Raw genomic sequence first — 18568 nt, 5'->3', positions numbered from 1 at the left:
TCTAGCTATTCACCAAATGGGCATAAAATCCACCCTGTGCAAGCAAATCAGCATGCTTTCCTTCCTCAATAATCTTGCCCTGATCCAAGACAACAACCTTCTCTGTACGCTCAGCAATGGTCAAACGGTGAGCAATGAAAATCAAGGTTTTATCTAAAGACATCAGATTATCGACAATTCGCTTCTCTGTCAAAATATCCAAACTGCTGGTCGCCTCATCCAAAATCAAGACAGGCGCATCTGTCAAGAGAGCACGCGCCAGAGCGATTCTCTGACGTTGGCCACCTGAAATCCCTGCCCCATCCGAAGTCAATTCTGTCTGGTAATTCAGGGGCATGCGCTCAATATCCTCCCGAATCTCTGCCAATTCGACCGCCCGTAAGATATCCTCCTGAGTCGTCCCCTCCTTGGCTCCCAAAAGAAGATTCTCCAAAATCGTTCCGTTAAAGACATAGGGCTGTTGAGGCAGATAGTTGATATACTGACGCAGAGCCTTTTTATCAATCTGATTGAGATTGACACCACCCAGACTAATCTCTCCCTGACTAGGGTCGTAAAAATTAACCATCATCTTGGCCAAGGTCGTCTTACCTGACCCTGAAATCCCCACAAAAGCCACCTTAGAGCCTTGGGGAATGGTCAAATTGATATCCGACAAGACGTCTCGACCATAGCCATACTTGTAGTAAACCTGCTTGAAGGACATCTCTCCCTTCATCAAACTCAAATCCTCAACCGTTTTCTTCTCCTCAAACTCAGAAGCTACCAGATAAACCTCATTCAGACGGTTATTGGCAACCTGCGCTGTCTGAAGCTTAGTTTGCAGGTTGATGATGTTTTCCAAAGGATTGGTAAAGTAAACCAGCAAGGTATTATAGGTAATCAACTGCCCCAAACTCATCTTGCCATCCATGACCAGAACAGCCCCCATCCAGAGAATGCCGACATTGAGCAAGAGATGGGCAACTTTTTTCAGAGCCTTTTGCTGACTCTCTGCCCGACTATAGGTAAAGGATTTTTTCAGATAATCCACAAATTCCTTGTCAATCTTTTGGTAGCGTGAACTTTCACTGGTCAAAGACTTGATAGTCTCAATACCATTGATGTCCTCAATGATAGAAGAAGACAGAACCGCATTGGCTTCCATGGTATCCCGATTCATCTTTTCAAACGGCTTCATAAAAGCAAAGATAATCACTGTATAGATGGGAAGTGCCAATAAGGTCATGAAAAAGAGATTGGTATTTTGTGAAAATAAAACAAGGGAAATAATGACAACCGTTGACACATCTAGGAAAATCGAAAGAATGGTCGAAGCCAGCGCATCAATGATACTGTTAGCATCTGTAAAACGAGACACGATTTCCCCTGTCCTGCGTGTCGCAAAAAAGGACATAGGCAGGTGAAAAACATGTTTGATATAGGATAAAATCACGTCAATCGATAAGCGTTGCCCCAAAACAAGTAAGAGATACTCCTGGGCATAAGACAAGATTTGCTGGAGAATATAAACAATCACCAGCCCAATAGAAATAATCCCCAGTGTCGAACGCATCTGATCTGGCACATAGGTATCAATGATAGACTGCAGATAATAAGAACCCACAATATTAATCAAGGTTACCAAGAGTGTTGCCAAAACGATATTAGCAATCAAACCACGCTGCTTGACTAATATAGGAATAAAAGAGAGAAGGCCATTCTTTTGATCCTTATGAGGCTTGTAGTCTGGACTAGGTGCCATAAAAAGAGTCACTCCTGTCCATTCTTCCGCAAAACGCTCACGTGATAGTTTGGTCAATTTCACCCCAGGATCTGGATCGGCAATATGAATGCTGTCCTTGTCCTGCCCAATCACCACATAATAGTGGAGCAATTTCCCTTCCTTAAGCACATGGGCAACAAAAGGAAAAGCCAAATCAGGCAAGTCAAAGAGCGTCATATCCGCCTTAATTGCTCGCGTCTCAAAGCCAATCTCCTCTGCCACCTTGACCAAGCCCAAAGCCGTCGTCCCATCCATGGTCGTCTTAGCCAATTCTCGCAAGTGAGCCAAAGAATAATAACTGCAATAGTAGCCAAAAACCATGGCTAATGAAGCTACACCGCAGTCCATCTGATCCACCTGCGGACGATAGTGACGTTTCCCAAATTTCATATTCATCTCCTTTTTCCTAAACTCATCTGATAACAACTATCTTACCCCAATCCCCAAACAAAAACTGGACTTCCTCCCCAAATGCGCCTATCCCCCTCCCAACTGTACTTTTTGGATAAAAAAATAGGCAGAACAAATGCCCTACCTAAAATATATATTTATTTCTTTTTCTTCCTAATTCTTTTGTCAATCATATATAAAACGATAATCGAAAACAGCGGTGGAACAATATAACTTTTTTCACTCATTGTCAGCTGAAATCCCAGAGTTGCTAGTATCTTAAAGATGAAAATATTCATTAAAAATAGAAAAACAAATACTAAAAAATATTTTAAAATCTTATTCATTTTTTTCTTCCACTTTCCCAATTTCTATACCTATTTTATCAAAAATATATGTAAAACTCCAAATAAACACCTCAACTACACTTTTGTCAAAAAATAGGCAGGACAAACATCCTACCTACTAAAAATATGGTATGAAAGGAAATTGATGTTTTACTGTCACCCTAGGCAAGCTTAGGACAAATAAATCATTGATAATAACCTGTACGACATCCTATTTAAAGTTACTTCAATTTCTAATGTCCCTGCTGTTTCTAAGCCACCTTTGGTATGATCTATTCACAGTCAGAATAGATAACACCGTTCTAAATTACGATTCATAGTTACTCCTTTTTTGATTCGTTACCACAAGACACCTATTCCCTATAGAGCGTCTACTGCTTTAAATCTATCTATTCTTTTTTTCTTTACTTCTGTATAAAAGAATGAAGACCATCATAAATAATGCAATCGTGGGTATATTAAAATTATCAAACCAAGTAGGTAAAGATACTTTATTTATGTCAGCTACTAATCTGATGATGATATAAGACATTGAACTAAGTAATACCATGATTTCAGGCAAAACTTTCAATACTGATTTAACAAATTTCATATTAAACTCCAATGTGATGCATTCTTAGATTCTAGCCTAGCTATTTTCAGCGCAGACTAACAAGTCATTCTTAACTGTTTACTCTACTCGCTTTTTATTGACCTTATATCCTAGATAAAAGAGCCCAAATAAAACGGGGTAAATTTCTGGATAAAATAGGGTATTGATTGAATTTCTCAAAATCAAATACGTTGCGATATAGATTATGAGCGATACGGTAAAATAACCCTCAGCAAAACCTAATAAAAATTGTTTCATGGTAGACCCCTATTTTACTAAAAAACGTTCTACCATTTTTTATCCACCTCGTGATGCCGACTGATAACCATTATACGCACCCCAAGCTAACAGTCCGACAGCCAAAATACCACCACCAACCAAAAGTAACACTCCTCCACCATCAACTTCTTGCAATTCAATATCACTTAACGTAGTATAATTTTGTTCAATAGTTTGTAAATTTGACATATTTATCCTCCATTTTAATAATAAAAATTAGTTTTCTTTTAATACACCAATAATAATCATCAATACACTCATAACAAACGCAGACAACAATCCTTTAGTAGTACTATTTAAAAAAGGTCTATCAAAAACATAATAATTATATGCAGATAATCCTAAACCAACGGCAGTCACCACAATTGTAATAACGAGTAATATAATCCAAAATGTTCTCTTGCTCATATTTATCAAAAACTACGGATGAGTAATATAGTAGAACGTTTTACCAGCAGCTTCACCAACTTGGTAAATCCCCCAACCAATTGCAATACCCACAGAGACTACCTCCCAAGCAATTCCCCCATCTACATTCACCAACTCTTCTTCTGTAAGAGCTACAAAGTTCTGTTCCATTTTGTCAAAATTTGTCATCTTTTTTCTCCTCAATTTGTATATGTTTAATGTTTATACTCTAAGCCACTTAAATAGCCAGATTGGATAAATAACTGAAATAATCATTTCTAATCTCCTTCCTTTTCTTCTTACTTATTTATTCGAAAAAGAATTCGAAAACGTACAACCAAATTAAATTTTATTTAAAAAATAATTTAATGTACCATGAATAGAAAATTGGTAGATACATGCAGCAAACTCCTTTCCTTTTCCTCTTACTTATCTATTCGAAAAAAATTTCGAAAATGTACAACTAAATTAAATTTTATTTAAAAAATAACTCAGTGAACCATGGGTAGAACATTGATATAAACATGAGCTAGGCTCCTTTCTTTTTCCCTTTTACTTATCTATTCGAAAAAAATTTTCGAAAATGTACAACTAAATTAAATTTATTTGAAAAATAATTTAGTAAACCATGGATAGAAAATTGGTAGATACATGAAGCAAACTCCTTTCTGTTTCCTCTTACTTATCTATTCGAAAAAAATTTTCGAAAATGTACAACTAAATTAAATTTTATTTAAAAAATAATTTAATAAACCACGGATAAAAACCAGTCACATACATAAACACTCCTCTTTTTCTTCCTTATCTATCTATTCATAATTCCCACTAAAAGTTCTAAATTTTTTATTTTCCCTGACAATAAAAAAGCAACACGACTTGCATGTTGCTTCTTGCTATTCTTTACTTTTTACGACTTCTACCACATCTCCTACACTTTGGAGTTGGTCAATTTCCTCATCACTGATTTCGATATTAAATTCATCTTCCAGTGTCAAGATAAACTCCATCAAGTCAACGGAGTCAGCATCCAAATCGTCTTTCAGACTCAAGGATTCTGTCACGACAAAGTCCTCTCCCTGTCGCTCTTGGATAATGGTCACAATACGGTCAAAAATTTCTTTTTCTGTCATCTCTTTTATTCTCCTGAAAATTCACGCGCAGTCTGAGCAACTACGTCTGTTTCTAGCATAGTACGGATCTGGCGAATCGTACTATAAACAGCCTTGGCATCGCTTGAGCCATGAGTCTTGACAACCGGTGCCTTGACACCAAACAAGACCGCTCCACCAACATCTGAGTAGTTGAGCTGTTTTTTCAAACCTCTGAGGCTGTCCTTGAGAAGGAGGGCACCTAGTTTCGCTCGAAGACCACCACCTGTAATAGCTGTCTTGAGCAAACCCATGATTCCCATAGCTGTTCCTTCAATGGATTTGAGCACAGCGTTTCCCGTGAAACCATCTGCCACGACAACATCCGCAACGCCATTCATCAAATCACGCGCTTCCACGTTTCCGATAAAGTTTAAACTTTCATCAGCTGCTAGTAATTCGTAAGTTTCCTTACGAAGCGGGTCACCCTTGCTACTCTCTGTTCCATTGTTAAGTAAGCCAACACGTGGTTGCGCAATGCCACGGACATTTTTAGCATAGAAAGAACCTAGAACCGCATATTGATGGAGGTGCTGGGCTGTATTTTCCGCATTAGCACCGAGGTCTAGCATGTCAAAACCTCTCCCATCTACAGTCGGCAAGGTTGACATAAGTCCAGGACGATCGATATTCTTGATACGACCCACGATGAAGAATCCAGCCGCCAACAAAGCACCTGTATTCCCAGCTGAGAGAACAGCGTCTGCTTCACCCTCTTTGACAGCCTTGGCCGCCAATACCATACTGGCATTTTTCTTCTTCCGAATAGCTCTCGTAGGTTCATCGTCTGAATCAATCTTTTCATCCGTATGGATAATGCTGACGCGCTCTGTCGCTGTCAGATATTGCTTGATTTTAGCTTCATCTCCGTAGAGTTGAACCTCAATATCTGAAAAGTCAGCTAGGGCTTGATTGACACCCTCAACGATGGCCTGAGGTGCATAATCGCCCCCCATGGCATCTACTGCGATTTTTTTCATTTCTTTTCCTCTTTTAGTAATTGTCCCCAGTCTGCTAGGGAATCAATAAATTTCTTTGATTTTAGGTGAATCCCAACGTACTCTTCGTAGAGTTGATCCATAAATTGGCGTAGCTCTTGCTTAATTTCAGGTTTGAGCGAAATGGTCTCCAAGGTTTCAAAATCAATGGCTTGAAATTGATTGAGCAGATAAGGGATATTGGGATTGAGATGGCAACGTCTCTCATCCTCATGATAATGCTCTGGACAGAGACAGGCTCCATATTTGAAAGAAAAGTCAAAAGCCTGACCAACCCGATGACAAAAGACACACTCATTAAAATTGAGGCTGATCCCAAATCTTGTCAAGATTTGAATTTCAAAAATATTGGTCAAAACCTGATAATCCAAACCCTCTTCCATCAACTCCAAAGTCTTTTGCAAAAAAGCAAACAAGGGAGCATACTGCTGATTGTCCGGCAAACTAGCATCTGCAAGAGCTGCCACGTAGGTCGCATAGGCCATGACAAAGAGATCGCTATTAATATTGGGAAAGGTCATCACCTCATGATAGTCCTCGATGTAACTGAGCCCGTCATCATTGATTCGCAAGAGAAATCGAGCCAACACCAAGGGCTGAATAACTGGAGCCAGCTTAGACTGACCAGCGTGTTTGACAAAAAACATCCGCTTACCAGCCTGCTCTGTAAAAATCTTGACTAGCTTGTCATCCTCCCGAAAATTGCGATTGTAGAGCACCAAGCCTTGACTCGTGATAGACTGAATCATGCTTCTCTCATATACTCCTCAAGCCGTTTCATGGCTTCTTTGATAGTCTCCATGCTGGCTGCATAAGACAGGCGAACATAACCTTCTCCATAACGCCCAAAGGCAGCACCAGGGATAAAGGCAACGGCCTTCTTCTGAGCAAAATCCTTGAGAAAAGCAAAGGAATCTTGATTGTAGCCGTCTGGAATCTTAGCAAAGATATAGAAGGCACCGTCTGGTTTGATAATCTCAAAACCAAGAGCAGTCATTTTCTCGATAATATAGTCCCGACGCTGGATGTATTCCTTCTTCATAGGCTCCGCATCGTTTTTACCAGCTGTCAAGGCTTCTACCGCAGCATGTTGCGCCATGGTATTTGCGGCAGTGACCAAGTACTGGTGACTCTTGATTAACTGGGCTGTGAAGACCGCAGGAGCAAAAATCAAGCCCAAACGCCAACCTGTCATAGCATGCGATTTAGACAAACCATTGATAATGATAGCCTGGTCTCTCAACATCGTTCCTAGAGACACATGGGCTTCCCCTGTATAGGTCAATTCTGAGTAGACCTCATCACAGACAACGAAAATTTTGTACTTGCGTAAAACGTCTGCCAAAGCTTCCAACTGCTCCCGACTATAAGTAATTCCTGTCGGATTAGCTGGATAGTTGAGAATAACCGCCTTGAGCTTGTCACCTTGCTCCAAAATGGCCTTCTCCAACATTTCAGGAGTCAAGACAAAACCATTTTCAGTTGTATCAATCTCGACAACCTCTGCCCCAACTAGATTGACAATTGGTTCATAACCCGGATAAGCAGGAGCTGGCAAGAGCACCTTATCTCCTTCTTCTAAAATAGCCGTCAAAGTAGCAGATAAAGCCTCTGTCGCCCCAATTGTAACCAAGATTTCATTTTCAGGAGCATAGTCCAGTTGATACTTTTCCTTAACAAAATCACTGGCTGCCTGACGTAAAGTTAGCAGACCACTCATCCCTGTATAGTAGGATTGGTTCTGATCAATTGCTCGCTTGGCCGCCTCCTTGACATGATTTGGCGTTGTAAAATCAGGTTCCCCCAAGGTCAAACGCAAGACCCCAGGAATCTCAGAAATAGCCTGGTCAAACTGACGAATCAACGAAACTTGAATCTTATCTAACTGTTTATTAAAGCGCTTAGTTAAGTCCATAGATACCTCCTACTGTAAAAACGTATCTCTATTATACTACAAAAGCCCCCCGACCGCAAAAATACATGATAGAATAACTTTCCACTTTCTATTTTACTTTTCCTCTTTACAGGTCTATAATGGTAATAGATTTTATTTGGAGGTTTTTATGTCATTTCTATCAAAAAATGGAGCAGGTATCTTGGCCTGCCTTCTCATTTCCATCCTATCTTGGTACTTAGGAGGATTCTTCCCTGTGATTGGCGCGCCCGTTTTTGCCATTTTCATAGGCATGCTTCTCCATCCCTTTCTCTCACCCTATAAACAACTGGATGCTGGATTGACCTTTAGTTCCAAGAAATTGCTTCAGTATGCCGTTATCTTGCTTGGTTTTGGTCTCAATATCTCGCAAGTCTTCGCAGTTGGGCAATCTTCACTCCCTGTCATCCTTTCCACCATTTCAATAGCCTTGATTGTTGCCTACCTCTTCCAGCGTTTCTTTGCACTGGACACAAAACTGGCTACCTTGATTGGAGTGGGATCTTCTATCTGTGGGGGCTCTGCCATTGCGGCGACAGCGCCCGTTATCCATGCCAAGGAAAAGGAAGTAGCCCAAGCCATCTCCGTTATCTTTTTCTTCAATGTCTTGGCTGCGCTCATCTTTCCAACCCTAGGTACCTGGCTTCATCTATCCAATGAAGGCTTCGCCCTCTTTGCAGGAACTGCGGTCAATGATACTTCCTCTGTAACGGCTACCGCCAGCGCCTGGGACAGTCTCTACCAAACTAATACCCTCGAATCCGCAACCATTGTCAAACTCACACGCACCCTAGCTATTATCCCCATCACTCTCTTTCTCTCCTACTGGCAAAGTCGCGAGCAAAAAAATAAGCAAGGATTGCAACTGAAAAAAGTCTTCCCACTTTTTATCCTTTACTTCATCCTTGCCTCTCTCCTCACTACACTACTCACCTCTCTCGGTGTGTCCAGTAATTTCTTTACCCCTCTCAAACAACTCTCTAAATTCCTTATTATCATGGCCATGAGTGCTATCGGTCTCAAAACCAATCTGGTAGCTATGGTCAAATCCAGTGGAAAATCCATTGTTCTCGGAGCTATTTGCTGGATTGCCATCATCCTCACTAGTCTTGGTATGCAGACCCTTATCGGCATTTTCTAATACTCTTCGAAAATCTCTTCAAACCACGTCAACGTCGCCTTGCTGTATATATGTGACTGACTTCGTCAGTCTTATCTACAACCTCAAAACTGTGTTTTGAGCAACCTGTGGCTAGTTTCCTAGTTTGCTCTTTAATTTTCATTTAGTATAATAAAAAGGTAGCCCACAGCTACCTTTTTATTATACTTCCTCAATCAAGCGTGTATGTTCTCTCTTGATGCAACGATTCATCACGATATCATCACATCCACCAGCACGCAAGATTTCTTCCGCTTCTAAACTTTCAAGTCCTAGCTGTGCCCAAAAAATCTTGGCATCAGCCTTAAGAAAATCACGCGCCACATCTGGCAAAAATTCACTGCGACGGTAAACATTGACAATATCTACAGGAAAAGGAATCTCAGCGAGACTAGCATAAGCCTTTTCACCCAATATTTCACCACCTGCTACCTTGGGATTGACTGGGATGATTTTATAACCCCGAGCCTGCATTTCCTTGGTCACTCGATTGCTGGTTGTTTCCTCACGGTCTGACAAACCCACCACAGCAAGAGTTTTACTCGTTGCGAGATACTGACGAATCACGCCATCACTTGGATTGATAAATTCTTGACTCATAGAAATCCTCCTTTTTCATCAGTATAGCATATTTTGAAAAGGCTTGCATAATTCTACTACAAAAAAGGAGGACTAGCCCCCTTTTTATTTAGCCTCGTACCAGGTTGCCCCTTCATTCTCATCTGCGATAAGGGGAACACTGAGTTGAATGGCTTCTTCCATAGTTTGTTTGACCAATTTTTTCATCTCTGCCAATTCAGATTTAGGAACTTCAAGGACGATTTCATCGTGCACTTGTAACAGCATCTTAGTCTGATAACCACCTGCAACCAAGGCTTTATCCAGCTGAATCATGGCAATCTTGAGAATATCTGCTGCCGAACCCTGGATAGGAGAGTTGATAGCAGTCCGCTCCGCAAAACCACGAATGTTAAAGTTTCGCGAATTGATATCTGGTAACTCACGGCGACGCTTGAAGAGGGTCTCCACATAGCCCTTATCACGCGCCTCACGCACCACTTCATCCATGTAGTTTTTAATACCTGGAAAACGTTCAAAGTAGGTATCAATGTAAGCTTTGGCCTCCTTACGGCTGATACCCAAATTATTAGACAGACCAAAATCTGAAATCCCGTAAACCACTCCAAAGTTAACCGCCTTGGCATTGCGACGGTCGTTTGGAGTCACATCCTCAGGACGATCAATGCCAAAGACCCGCATGGCTGTCGAGGTATGGATATCTGCTCCCTCTTGAAAGGCCTTAATCAGATGCTCATCCTTAGAAATATGAGCCAAAACGCGCAATTCAATCTGTGAATAGTCGGAGCTGAGCAACACACTATCCTCCCACTCAGGTACAAAAGCCTTACGAATGAGACGCCCCTGCTCCAAACGCACAGGAATATTTTGCAAGTTGGGATCCACACTAGACAGACGACCTGTTTGGGTCAAATCCTGCACATAGCGGGTATGAATCTTACCATCAGCCAAAATCCAGTCCTGCAAGCCAATCACATAAGTAGATTGAATCTTGGCAATCTGACGGTAGTCTAGGATTTTCTTAACAATCGGAGCAATAGGAGCCAGGCGCTCTAAGACATCCACCGCAGTCGAATAACCTGTCTTGGTTTTCTTAGTGTATTCTAGTGGAAGTCCCAATTTTTCAAAGAGGAGTACACCCAACTGCTTAGGCGAGTTGATATTAAACTCCTCACCAGCCAGTTCATAAATCTCCTGAGTCAGTTTTTCAATGACAAGCTCATTTTCATCCTGCATCTCAAGCAAGGTCTCTTTCTTGACCGTAATCCCAGCAATTTCCATCTTAGCAAGGACAAAAGCCAGAGGTTGCTCCATATCATAAAGAAGTTCTAATTGCCCATTTTCGCTGAGTTTTTCAATCAAAATAGGCGCTGTTTCGACTAAAACAGCAAGCTTACGAGCCAAATGTTCCAAGAATTTCTCGCGTTCAGGAAGAGTCTTCTTGACCCCCTTACCATAGAAGGTCTCATCATCAACCAAACAAGTCTGACTATAAAGACTAGCGATAGTCGCAATTTCATTATCCTCTACAGTTGAAAGGAGGTATTTAGCCAAACGGCTGTCAAAAGCGGGCGCCTGCAAATCCACATCAAAACGATTCAAGAGAACTTTAGCCTTCTTAAAGTCATAAACTCTAAGAGATGTTTTTTCTAAAAAATCCTTGAAAATAGGCTCTTGCAAAAGCTCAAGCTTGTCGGTAGCATAGAGCTTTTCCCCACAAGACCAGGCAAATCCAACCAAATCATCCGTATGGTAATTCTCACCAAAAAGCTCAAAATGGAAGATAGACTCTTCACTCAGCATATCTTGACTGATTTGGTCAACGATAGTAAAATCCAAGCTCTCAGCCACATCAGCTGACGACACATTTAAAGCCTGCTTGAGCTGTTTGAAGCCCATCTCATCGTAGAATTTCCCAAGATTTTCCACATCTGGACCACTATAGACCAAATCCTCTAAACCAATCTCAATCGGTGCCTTGGTATCAATGGTCGCCAGTGTTTTAGACAAAAAGGCCTGTTCCTTATCATTGATGAGATTTTCCTTCATCTTAGAAGTCTTCATCTCATCGATATTTTCATAAATACCATCGAGTGAGCCATGCTCCAGCAAGAGCTTGATACCCGTCTTTTCGCCGATTTTGGTCACCCCAGGAATATTATCCGACTTATCTCCCATAAGCGCCTTAAGATCGATAAACTGCGTCGGTGTAATGCCCAGCTTTTCCATAAGATATTCTGGCGTAAATGCCTCAAACTCAGCCACACCTTTCTTGGAAATCTCAACCACCGTATGCTCATCCGTCAGCTGAATCAAGTCCTTGTCCCCACTGACAATGGTAATATCAAAACCATCCTGCTCTGCGAGCTTATCCAGCGTCCCAATGATGTCATCAGCCTCATACTGAGCCAACTCATAGTGACGAATCCCCATATGATCCAGCAACTCACGAATAAAGGGAAATTGCTCACGAAACTCATCCGGAGTCTTAGCCCGACCACCCTTATAGTCCGCATACATCTCTGTACGGAAGGTCGTCTTTCCCGCATCAAAAGCCACCAAAATATGACTTGGCTCAACCCGCTCCAACAAATGGCTCAACATCAACTGAAAGCCATAAATCGCATTGGTATGCAAACCAGCCGCATTCTTAAAACGATCCAACTGCTGATAGAGCGCAAAAAACGCCCGAAAAGCAACAGAAGACCCATCAATCAATAATAATTTTTTCTTATCCATACACCCATTATAAAGGAAAGCACCAAAAAATACCATTAGGAAGAGCAAGAGCAAGTATTTTTCAAACTTTTTCCGAATATAGCCATTTAGTTTTAAAAAAAACAGAACTTAGCCCATGACTAAATTCTGTTTTTATGCTTTATAATTATAAAAGTGAAATCCTTTTCAACTGCAAAGAACTTCTATTCTTGCTAGACTATATTCATTCCTATTGTAGTAATAGTCTATATATTTATCTTGTTGGTTTATACGTTAATTGATCTTTGTGCTGTTTGACAAACTCACTCATTTCTGAGTCTGGTATTTGACGAAGATATAGATTTGCACGAATCGTTTCATCTTCTTCACGACAAGTTGAAAGAACTAAATACTTATCTTTAGCTGATACTTTAACATTTGGTTTCTTAACTTCAGCTGTTTCATAAATAGTTGTTAACTGTGTTTGAAAATCTTTATCATCATCAAATGAAGTGCGATAAAAGGCTGTTTCTTCCGGTACTATAATCATAGCAACTGCTTCATAATAATACTTTCTCTCTGGAGTCTCAATCACAACATATGGATGTTCATCAAAATAATCTTGACGACTATAGTAGTTCACATCATTAAACATACGATGATCCCCAACTTTACTACCACGAGCATGACCAAATAACCAAGTTAAACGGTCACTAAAATCCTTTTTATTGTCTGTGTCCATAAACACTGTTCCCATATAAGGTTCGTGACCACCATTATACCACTTAAATAATTGGTGTCAACAATTTTTATCTTATTTTTAAGAAAATATTGGAGAAAACAGTCCAAACTTTAAATGTTGAACTCTAATCACTCTTAAAAGCTAACTTATTTCAATCAAACGAACAATAATCCTTTATATTCCCGACTATTCGAATCATTACTGGCTGGCAACATCTGAAGTTAGAAGCCCTTGACGAACGAGATTTGCTAAACCTACTTTTCCCCCTCTTCAATACCCTCTGGACGACCACGTTCTAGGCCTTTTTCTTCAGCTCGTTCCAAGGCATAGTCCTGTGCTAACAAGGCTTGTTCTTCACGCATACGTAGTTGACTAAACATCTTCCTGTCCTCCTCGGACCAGCTCTTGTAGTCCAGCAGTTGGTCTGCCTGACTGATGGCTCGCTCGGGTTCTTGGGTAAAGGGTTTGTTCCTAAAAAACTCTAACCACGGCTTGCGAACCTCGTCTTTGCTGGTTTCTCTGTATTTTTTTTAGTTCCAAGAATGCCATCTTGACTAGATGGTTTTCCTGCCCATTGTTTGTGATAGTCTTACAACAGCGTCTCAAACTCAGCGACAGTCATACCTAATTGTTCACTAGCAACCTCAGCTGTCAGAAGACCTTGGCGGACCATATCTAGGAAGGCAATGAGTTTTCCTTCTTCCCTCCCTTCAACTTTCCCACGTTCAAGTCCACGCTCCAGTCCCTGTTCAATACCTTGTTCAATCCCCTTAGCCCTAGCTGTTTCCAAGGCATAGTCCTGTGCTAACAAGGCTTGTTCTTCTCGCATACGTAGTTGACTAAACATTTTCCTATCCTCCTCGGACCAGCTTTTATAGTCTAGCAGTTGGTCTGCTTGGCTGATGGCTCGCTCAGGTTGCTGGGTAAAAGGCTTGTTACCAAAAAACTCCAACCACGGCTTGCGAACACTATCCTTGCTGGTTTCTCTGTACTTTCTTAATTCCAAGAATGCCATCTTGATCAGATGGTGTTCCTGTCCATTATTGGTGATGGTTAAAACCTCACCTGTCGTATCCTCTCGCATACTAAAGCTATGAAAAGCTTGATCATCTTGAAAGTAGTTACTATCTACAATAGCGATTGCATAAACTGGTGCGATGTGTTTGTAACTCTGGTGTGTATCACCTTCTCGTTGACGAATTTTTTCTAGGTTTTGATTGACCTGACTGCACAGGTAAGCCCACAGGCGATTGATGAAAAAATTCTGATGATGAACTTGAATTTCAATAATTACTTGCGTACCATTATCCAACTCCGCCAAGACGTCTATACTGGTATAGAAATCCTGAGCCGAGTAAGGCAGGGATGGCAAGACATGAATATTGCTCCCCTCCAAAATGGTTACATTTTTGGCTGGTAAATCCAACATATCGCGAATAAATTGACAAGTGATTTCTGGATTGCTAAAGATTTTCTTAGCTACCAAGTCGTTAGTCGGGCTGATGCCCGGATGACGTACAGTCATACTTCCTCCTTTCATTATAGCACATTTTTTAATCTAGATTTACTAGATTCTCTGCTACTATCTATTTATTCGGAAAAGAGACGAAAAAAACCTGAGAATTATCTCAGGCTTGATCATTAAATCTTTTTCTCAATACCAAAAAGTGGAGAAAGTGGGCGTTTTTCATGGATACGTACAATAGCATCACCCAGTAGATGAGCGATTGAAATCTGCTCAATCTTATCGATTAAACGCTCTTCTGGCAGATAGATGGTATCCAAAACAACCAATTTCTTAATAGCTGATTTTTGGATATTGTCCATAGCAGGACCAGAAAGAACTGGGTGCGTACAGCTTGCATAGACTTCAACAGCACCAGCTTCCGCAAGGGCATCTGCCGCATGACAAATCGTTCCAGCAGTATCAATCATATCATCAATCAAGATACAAGTCTTGCCTTCGACCTTACCGATGATGTTCATGACTTCACTAGTATTCATCTTATCAACGCTACGACGTTTATCAATGATAGCGATAGATGTTTTCAAAAATTCTGCCAACTTACGGGCACGAGTCACCCCTCCATGGTCTGGGCTGACAACCACATAGTCAGAACCAACCATACCACGACGCTCAAAATAATCCGCAATCAGAGGAGCACCCATCAAATGATCCACAGGAATATCAAAGAATCCTTGAATCTGCGCAGCATGCAAGTCGATGGTCAACAAACGATCCACTCCAGCTACTTCAAGCATATTTGCGACAAGTTTTGAAGTGATTGGCTCACGCGCTCTCGCCTTTCTATCCTGACGTGCATACCCATAGTAAGGCATGACAACATTGACAGATTCTGCACTCGCACGCTTCAAAGCATCTACCATAATCAAAATTTCAAGCAGATTGTCATTTACAGGCGAACTAGTTGATTGTAGGATAAAGACGTGTTTCCCACGGATTGATTCTTCGATGTTGACCTGAATCTCTCCATCTGAAAATTGGCGAACACTTGATTTCCCCAACTCTATCCCAATCTCCTGCGCCACACGTTTTGCCAATTCTTGATTAGAAGAAAGGGCAAACAGCTTTAAATCAGAAAAAGACATGATTTCCTCCGGTATATATGTATCACTTGTGCTTTTCACAAGATTTTCCATCTACCATTGTAGCGCTTTTTACACTATTTTTCAATCAAAAATAAAAGAAGGGCACCATATTTGTACCCTTGCATCATTCTTTTGAAAAATATTCTAGTTCATTATCTCATCGTTCTTCTCAACAAAGCGATAAGCCTGATAAAAACCATAGAGAGTAATAGCCGTAACCACTGGAATCGCTAATGGCAACTCTGTCTCTAATTCTACAAAAGGAGAGTTAAATAAGAAGTGAGTTCCCAAGGCTAAACCTAGGAAAATAAGCCCCTCTTTCTTGCCAGCCTTCTGCCCTTTATAGGCTCTGTAAAGCAAGTAAACACCCACTACAGCCAAACCTGAAAAAGTCCAGTGAGAGGCAATTCCTGAGATGATACGCTCTAAAATTCTCGAAATAGTAAAGTCAAAGCCCTCTGGCAAATCCGTACGAATGTAGCCAATATCCTCAATCATTTGAAATCCCAAACCAGAAGCAATCCCTAATAAAAACAAAGATTTTAATTTTCGCACAGGAACCAAAGCTAAAACAAAAACAAGTGGCAATAATTTCAAGGGCTCTTCTACCAAAGGAGCCACAATCGCACTTTCAAAGGCATTTAAAAATGTACTATCTGGGAAAAGAACGCCAAGCAAATCATGGATATAGGTATTAGCAAAGCTAGACAACCAGCCTGAAAGGAACATTCCTCCCAATAAAGACAAAACCAAGGCCTTCTTTGGCAATTCCCATTTTTTCCCAATACGGAAAAGGAAATAAAGAGCCGGAATCATATAAAAGAGAGCTAGAAAGATAGAAACTCCCATGAGTCCATATTCCGCACCTGACATCGAACCATCCGTATAATAGATGGTTTCATACTGCAAACCAATACATAGCAATAAAATAAAAATAAATAAAATACTGTTTTTCTTCATACACTTTCTTTCTAAATGAAGTATTTATAATTCTACGACTGTCATACTTCCTGTATCCACATCATAAATAGCACCAGAGATAATGACATCGTCTGGTATTAAGGGAGATTCGATAAGGGCTTGCATATCCTCTCGCACACTCTCCTCTATATCTTGGAAGGGCAAGAAGTCCTGGTCTGACACGTCGACACCCAGTTCCTCTTTCAAATACTCCTGAAAAGGACCATTTTCAAAGGTCTGAGCACCACAGTCTGTATGGTGCAACACCACAATCTCTCTTGTCCCCATCTGTTGCTGGGAAATAACTAGCGAACGAATCATGTCCTCAGTCACTCGACCACCTGCATTCCGCAAGATATGAGCATCCCCAAGTGCCAAACCTAGAGCTTGCGCAACGTGCAAACGTGAGTCCATACAGGTCACAATGGCAACTCTTGTTTTGGGTTTAAGTGGCAGATTTAACTGCCCATGTAGGGCAACATAAGCCTGATTGGCTTGCATAAACTGTTCAAAATACGACATGATTCCCTCCTCGAAAATTTGATAGTCAAATATTTCTCCTATCTTATCATTTTTAAGAGGATTTGTCACGGATTATGCAAATACCTTTTTCAAAACTTCCTGAATCGTTGTCACGCCAATGACCTGAATTTCCTTGGGCGGGGTGATTCCTGTCAAGGAATTCTTAGGTACATAAATCTTAGTAAAGCCCAGTTTAGCAGCTTCGTTGATGCGTTGCTCGATACGATTCACGCGCCGAATTTCTCCCGTCAAACCAAGTTCTCCCACAAAACATTCCTGAGGATTAGTTGGATTGTCCTTGTAGCTCGAAGCAATAGCAACAGCGACGGCCAAGTCTATCGCAGGTTCATCCAATTTGACACCACCAGCAGATTTGAGATAGGCATCCTGATTTTGCAAGAGAAGACCTGCCCGTTTTTCCAAAACAGCCATAATCAAACTCGCACGATTAAAATCAAGTCCTGTCGTTGTACGCTTGGCATTTCCAAACATGGTCGGTGTCACCAAAGCCTGAACCTCTGCTAAAATTGGACGCGTCCCTTCCATGGTCACAACGATGGAGGAACCAGTTGCTCCATCCAAACGCTCTTCTAGGAAAACTTGACTCGGATTGAGTACCTCAACCAGACCACCCGACTGCATCTCAAAGATGCCAATCTCATTAGTGGAACCAAAACGGTTTTTGACCGCTCTTAAAATACGGAAGGTATGGTGTCGTTCCCCTTCAAAGTAAAGCACCGTATCCACCATATGCTCCAACATACGCGGACCAGCCAGAGTACCTTCCTTGGTCACATGCCCTACGATAAAGATGGCAATGTTATTGGTTTTGGCCAGTTGCATGAGCTCAGCAGTCACCTCACGCACCTGAGAAACAGATCCCTGCACCCCTGAAATCTCAGGAGACATAATAGTCTGAATGGAGTCAATAATGAGGAAGTCTGGTTGGATGCGCTCCACCTCAGCTCGAACACTCTGCATATTGGTCTCTGCATAGAGATAAAACTCGCTATCAATATCACCCAAACGCTCTGCACGTAGTTTAATCTGCTGGGCAGACTCTTCGCCACTGACATAGAGAACCGTTCCCACTTGAGACAACTGGGTTGAGACTTGTAGGAGAAGCGTTGATTTCCCGATTCCAGGATCCCCACCTATGAGGACGAGACTTCCTGGTACCACTCCTCCCCCAAGTACACGGTTGAATTCCTCCATCTCCGTCTTGGTTCGATTGACGTTTATAGAAGTCACCTCAGCTAGTTTCATGGGCTTGGTTTTCTCACCTGTCAAGGACACACGCGCATTCTTGACCTCGGCAACCTCAACCTCTTCCACAAAAGAAGACCAAGACCCACAGTTGGGACAACGCCCCAGATATTTAGGGGAATTATACCCACAATTTTGACATACAAATGTCGCTTTTTTCTTTGCGATGATAA

At 41.3% G+C, this 18568-nt stretch carries 18 protein-coding genes and 2 pseudogenes; 1 reads left to right on the top strand and 19 read right to left on the bottom strand.

Translation table 11 applies throughout. The features are described from left to right. Window position 1 precedes the first annotated feature (1 nt). From comA to CYK18_RS06315, 10 genes are all read right to left on the bottom strand, one after another. A complete protein-coding gene (gene comA, locus CYK18_RS06365) occupies window positions 2-2155 on the bottom strand; it encodes a peptide cleavage/export ABC transporter ComA (RefSeq protein WP_101785676.1) in 2154 nt (717 codons plus the stop codon). Window positions 2156-2313: 158 nt separating this feature from the next. Next, complete coding sequence (locus CYK18_RS11110; protein ID WP_033680983.1) at window positions 2314-2502, bottom strand: hypothetical protein; 189 nt, start codon at window positions 2500-2502, stop codon at window positions 2314-2316. A gap of 385 nt (window positions 2503-2887) precedes the next feature. Next, the gene (locus tag CYK18_RS06355) at window positions 2888-3094 is read right to left on the bottom strand and encodes a hypothetical protein (RefSeq protein WP_049539058.1); all 207 of its coding nucleotides are present in this window, start codon (window positions 3092-3094) and stop codon (window positions 2888-2890) included. 78 nt (window positions 3095-3172) lie between these two features. Next, complete coding sequence (locus tag CYK18_RS11105; RefSeq protein WP_080982851.1) at window positions 3173-3352, bottom strand: hypothetical protein; 180 nt, start codon at window positions 3350-3352, stop codon at window positions 3173-3175. A 39-nt stretch (window positions 3353-3391) separates the two neighbouring features. After that, window positions 3392-3562, bottom strand: coding sequence for a H354_08695 family bacteriocin-like peptide (locus CYK18_RS06345; RefSeq protein WP_000067699.1), 171 nt, complete (start codon window positions 3560-3562; stop codon window positions 3392-3394). A gap of 231 nt (window positions 3563-3793) precedes the next feature. Further along, a complete protein-coding gene (locus tag CYK18_RS06335; protein WP_049539060.1) occupies window positions 3794-3970 on the bottom strand; it encodes a class IIb bacteriocin, lactobin A/cerein 7B family in 177 nt (58 codons plus the stop codon). 704 nt (window positions 3971-4674) lie between these two features. Then, window positions 4675-4911: an acyl carrier protein gene (locus tag CYK18_RS06330; RefSeq protein WP_000136444.1), complete on the bottom strand. Its 237-nt coding sequence runs from the start codon at window positions 4909-4911 to the stop codon at window positions 4675-4677. Between the two features lie 5 nt (window positions 4912-4916). Continuing rightward, window positions 4917-5909, bottom strand: a complete 993-nt coding sequence (plsX, locus tag CYK18_RS06325) for a phosphate acyltransferase PlsX (RefSeq protein WP_000717441.1) — start codon at window positions 5907-5909, stop codon at window positions 4917-4919. Beyond that, window positions 5906-6676 (bottom strand): DNA repair protein RecO, encoded by a 771-nt coding sequence (gene recO / locus CYK18_RS06320; RefSeq protein WP_101785675.1) that lies wholly within the window; start codon window positions 6674-6676, stop codon window positions 5906-5908. Before recO ends, plsX begins: the two co-directional genes overlap by 4 nt. Beyond that, window positions 6673-7842, bottom strand: a complete 1170-nt coding sequence (locus tag CYK18_RS06315; RefSeq protein WP_101785674.1) for a pyridoxal phosphate-dependent aminotransferase — start codon at window positions 7840-7842, stop codon at window positions 6673-6675. The genes recO and CYK18_RS06315 overlap by 4 nt, the downstream gene beginning before the upstream one ends. Before the next feature lie 148 nt (window positions 7843-7990). Here CYK18_RS06315 and CYK18_RS06310 point away from each other — a divergent pair, with 148 nt between their 5' ends. After that, window positions 7991-9001, top strand: coding sequence for a YeiH family protein (locus tag CYK18_RS06310; RefSeq protein WP_049521045.1), 1011 nt, complete (start codon window positions 7991-7993; stop codon window positions 8999-9001). A gap of 180 nt (window positions 9002-9181) precedes the next feature. On the opposite strand, the gene CYK18_RS06305 is transcribed toward CYK18_RS06310, so the two are convergent. The 9 genes and pseudogenes from CYK18_RS06305 to radA all read right to left on the bottom strand — a co-directional run bounded on the left by CYK18_RS06305 (window position 9182) and on the right by radA (window position 18566). Continuing rightward, a complete protein-coding gene (locus CYK18_RS06305) occupies window positions 9182-9619 on the bottom strand; it encodes a CoA-binding protein (RefSeq protein WP_101785673.1) in 438 nt (145 codons plus the stop codon). An 84-nt stretch (window positions 9620-9703) separates the two neighbouring features. After that, window positions 9704-12337, bottom strand: a complete 2634-nt coding sequence (gene polA / locus CYK18_RS06300; RefSeq protein WP_101785835.1) for a DNA polymerase I — start codon at window positions 12335-12337, stop codon at window positions 9704-9706. A gap of 232 nt (window positions 12338-12569) precedes the next feature. Next, a pseudogene (gene srtB, locus CYK18_RS06295) lies at window positions 12570-13088 on the bottom strand (class B sortase, LPKTxAVK-specific); the annotation flags it as partial. A 147-nt stretch (window positions 13089-13235) separates the two neighbouring features. Continuing rightward, window positions 13236-13625 (bottom strand): annotated as a pseudogene (locus CYK18_RS11095) (Rpn family recombination-promoting nuclease/putative transposase); the annotation flags it as partial. A gap of 1 nt (window position 13626) precedes the next feature. Continuing rightward, window positions 13627-14562, bottom strand: a complete 936-nt coding sequence (locus tag CYK18_RS06280; RefSeq protein WP_101785672.1) for an Rpn family recombination-promoting nuclease/putative transposase — start codon at window positions 14560-14562, stop codon at window positions 13627-13629. A 116-nt stretch (window positions 14563-14678) separates the two neighbouring features. Beyond that, window positions 14679-15647: a ribose-phosphate diphosphokinase gene (locus CYK18_RS06275; RefSeq protein ID WP_000010167.1), complete on the bottom strand. Its 969-nt coding sequence runs from the start codon at window positions 15645-15647 to the stop codon at window positions 14679-14681. A gap of 144 nt (window positions 15648-15791) precedes the next feature. Next, entirely contained in the window at window positions 15792-16607 is an 816-nt protein-coding gene (locus CYK18_RS06270) for a PrsW family intramembrane metalloprotease (RefSeq protein ID WP_101785671.1), read from the bottom strand. Between the two features lie 24 nt (window positions 16608-16631). Beyond that, window positions 16632-17129 (bottom strand): beta-class carbonic anhydrase, encoded by a 498-nt coding sequence (locus CYK18_RS06265; protein WP_000119802.1) that lies wholly within the window; start codon window positions 17127-17129, stop codon window positions 16632-16634. 72 nt (window positions 17130-17201) lie between these two features. Next, the gene (radA, locus tag CYK18_RS06260; RefSeq protein WP_101785670.1) at window positions 17202-18566 is read right to left on the bottom strand and encodes a DNA repair protein RadA; all 1365 of its coding nucleotides are present in this window, start codon (window positions 18564-18566) and stop codon (window positions 17202-17204) included. Between the last annotated feature and the right edge of the window lie 2 nt (window positions 18567-18568).

Origin of the sequence: Streptococcus mitis (assembly GCF_002860865.1) — a bacterium.
GTDB lineage: Bacteria > Bacillota > Bacilli > Lactobacillales > Streptococcaceae > Streptococcus > Streptococcus mitis_AT.
Note: the sequence above shows the minus strand (reverse complement) of the source record. Positions and strands in the feature narration are given on the sequence as shown.

What these genes read in the sequence shown, in the direction of transcription:
- comA (WP_101785676.1), bottom strand. Translation starts at nt 2,155, where the DNA reads ATGAAATTTGGGAAACGTCACTATCGTCCGCAGGTGGATCAGATGGAC.
- polA (WP_101785835.1), bottom strand. Translation starts at nt 12,337, where the DNA reads ATGGATAAGAAAAAATTATTATTGATTGATGGGTCTTCTGTTGCTTTT.
- CYK18_RS11105 (WP_080982851.1), bottom strand. Translation starts at nt 3,352, where the DNA reads ATGAAACAATTTTTATTAGGTTTTGCTGAGGGTTATTTTACCGTATCG.
- CYK18_RS06315 (WP_101785674.1), bottom strand. Translation starts at nt 7,842, where the DNA reads ATGGACTTAACTAAGCGCTTTAATAAACAGTTAGATAAGATTCAAGTT.
- CYK18_RS11110 (WP_033680983.1), bottom strand. Translation starts at nt 2,502, where the DNA reads ATGAATAAGATTTTAAAATATTTTTTAGTATTTGTTTTTCTATTTTTA.
- CYK18_RS06265 (WP_000119802.1), bottom strand. Translation starts at nt 17,129, where the DNA reads ATGTCGTATTTTGAACAGTTTATGCAAGCCAATCAGGCTTATGTTGCC.
- plsX (WP_000717441.1), bottom strand. Translation starts at nt 5,909, where the DNA reads ATGAAAAAAATCGCAGTAGATGCCATGGGGGGCGATTATGCACCTCAG.
- CYK18_RS06310 (WP_049521045.1), top strand. Translation starts at nt 7,991, where the DNA reads ATGTCATTTCTATCAAAAAATGGAGCAGGTATCTTGGCCTGCCTTCTC.
- CYK18_RS06305 (WP_101785673.1), bottom strand. Translation starts at nt 9,619, where the DNA reads ATGAGTCAAGAATTTATCAATCCAAGTGATGGCGTGATTCGTCAGTAT.
- CYK18_RS06335 (WP_049539060.1), bottom strand. Translation starts at nt 3,970, where the DNA reads ATGACAAATTTTGACAAAATGGAACAGAACTTTGTAGCTCTTACAGAA.
- CYK18_RS06270 (WP_101785671.1), bottom strand. Translation starts at nt 16,607, where the DNA reads ATGAAGAAAAACAGTATTTTATTTATTTTTATTTTATTGCTATGTATT.
- CYK18_RS06355 (WP_049539058.1), bottom strand. Translation starts at nt 3,094, where the DNA reads ATGAAATTTGTTAAATCAGTATTGAAAGTTTTGCCTGAAATCATGGTA.
- CYK18_RS06345 (WP_000067699.1), bottom strand. Translation starts at nt 3,562, where the DNA reads ATGTCAAATTTACAAACTATTGAACAAAATTATACTACGTTAAGTGAT.
- CYK18_RS06275 (WP_000010167.1), bottom strand. Translation starts at nt 15,647, where the DNA reads ATGTCTTTTTCTGATTTAAAGCTGTTTGCCCTTTCTTCTAATCAAGAA.
- recO (WP_101785675.1), bottom strand. Translation starts at nt 6,676, where the DNA reads ATGATTCAGTCTATCACGAGTCAAGGCTTGGTGCTCTACAATCGCAAT.
- CYK18_RS06280 (WP_101785672.1), bottom strand. Translation starts at nt 14,562, where the DNA reads ATGACTGTACGTCATCCGGGCATCAGCCCGACTAACGACTTGGTAGCT.
- CYK18_RS06330 (WP_000136444.1), bottom strand. Translation starts at nt 4,911, where the DNA reads ATGACAGAAAAAGAAATTTTTGACCGTATTGTGACCATTATCCAAGAG.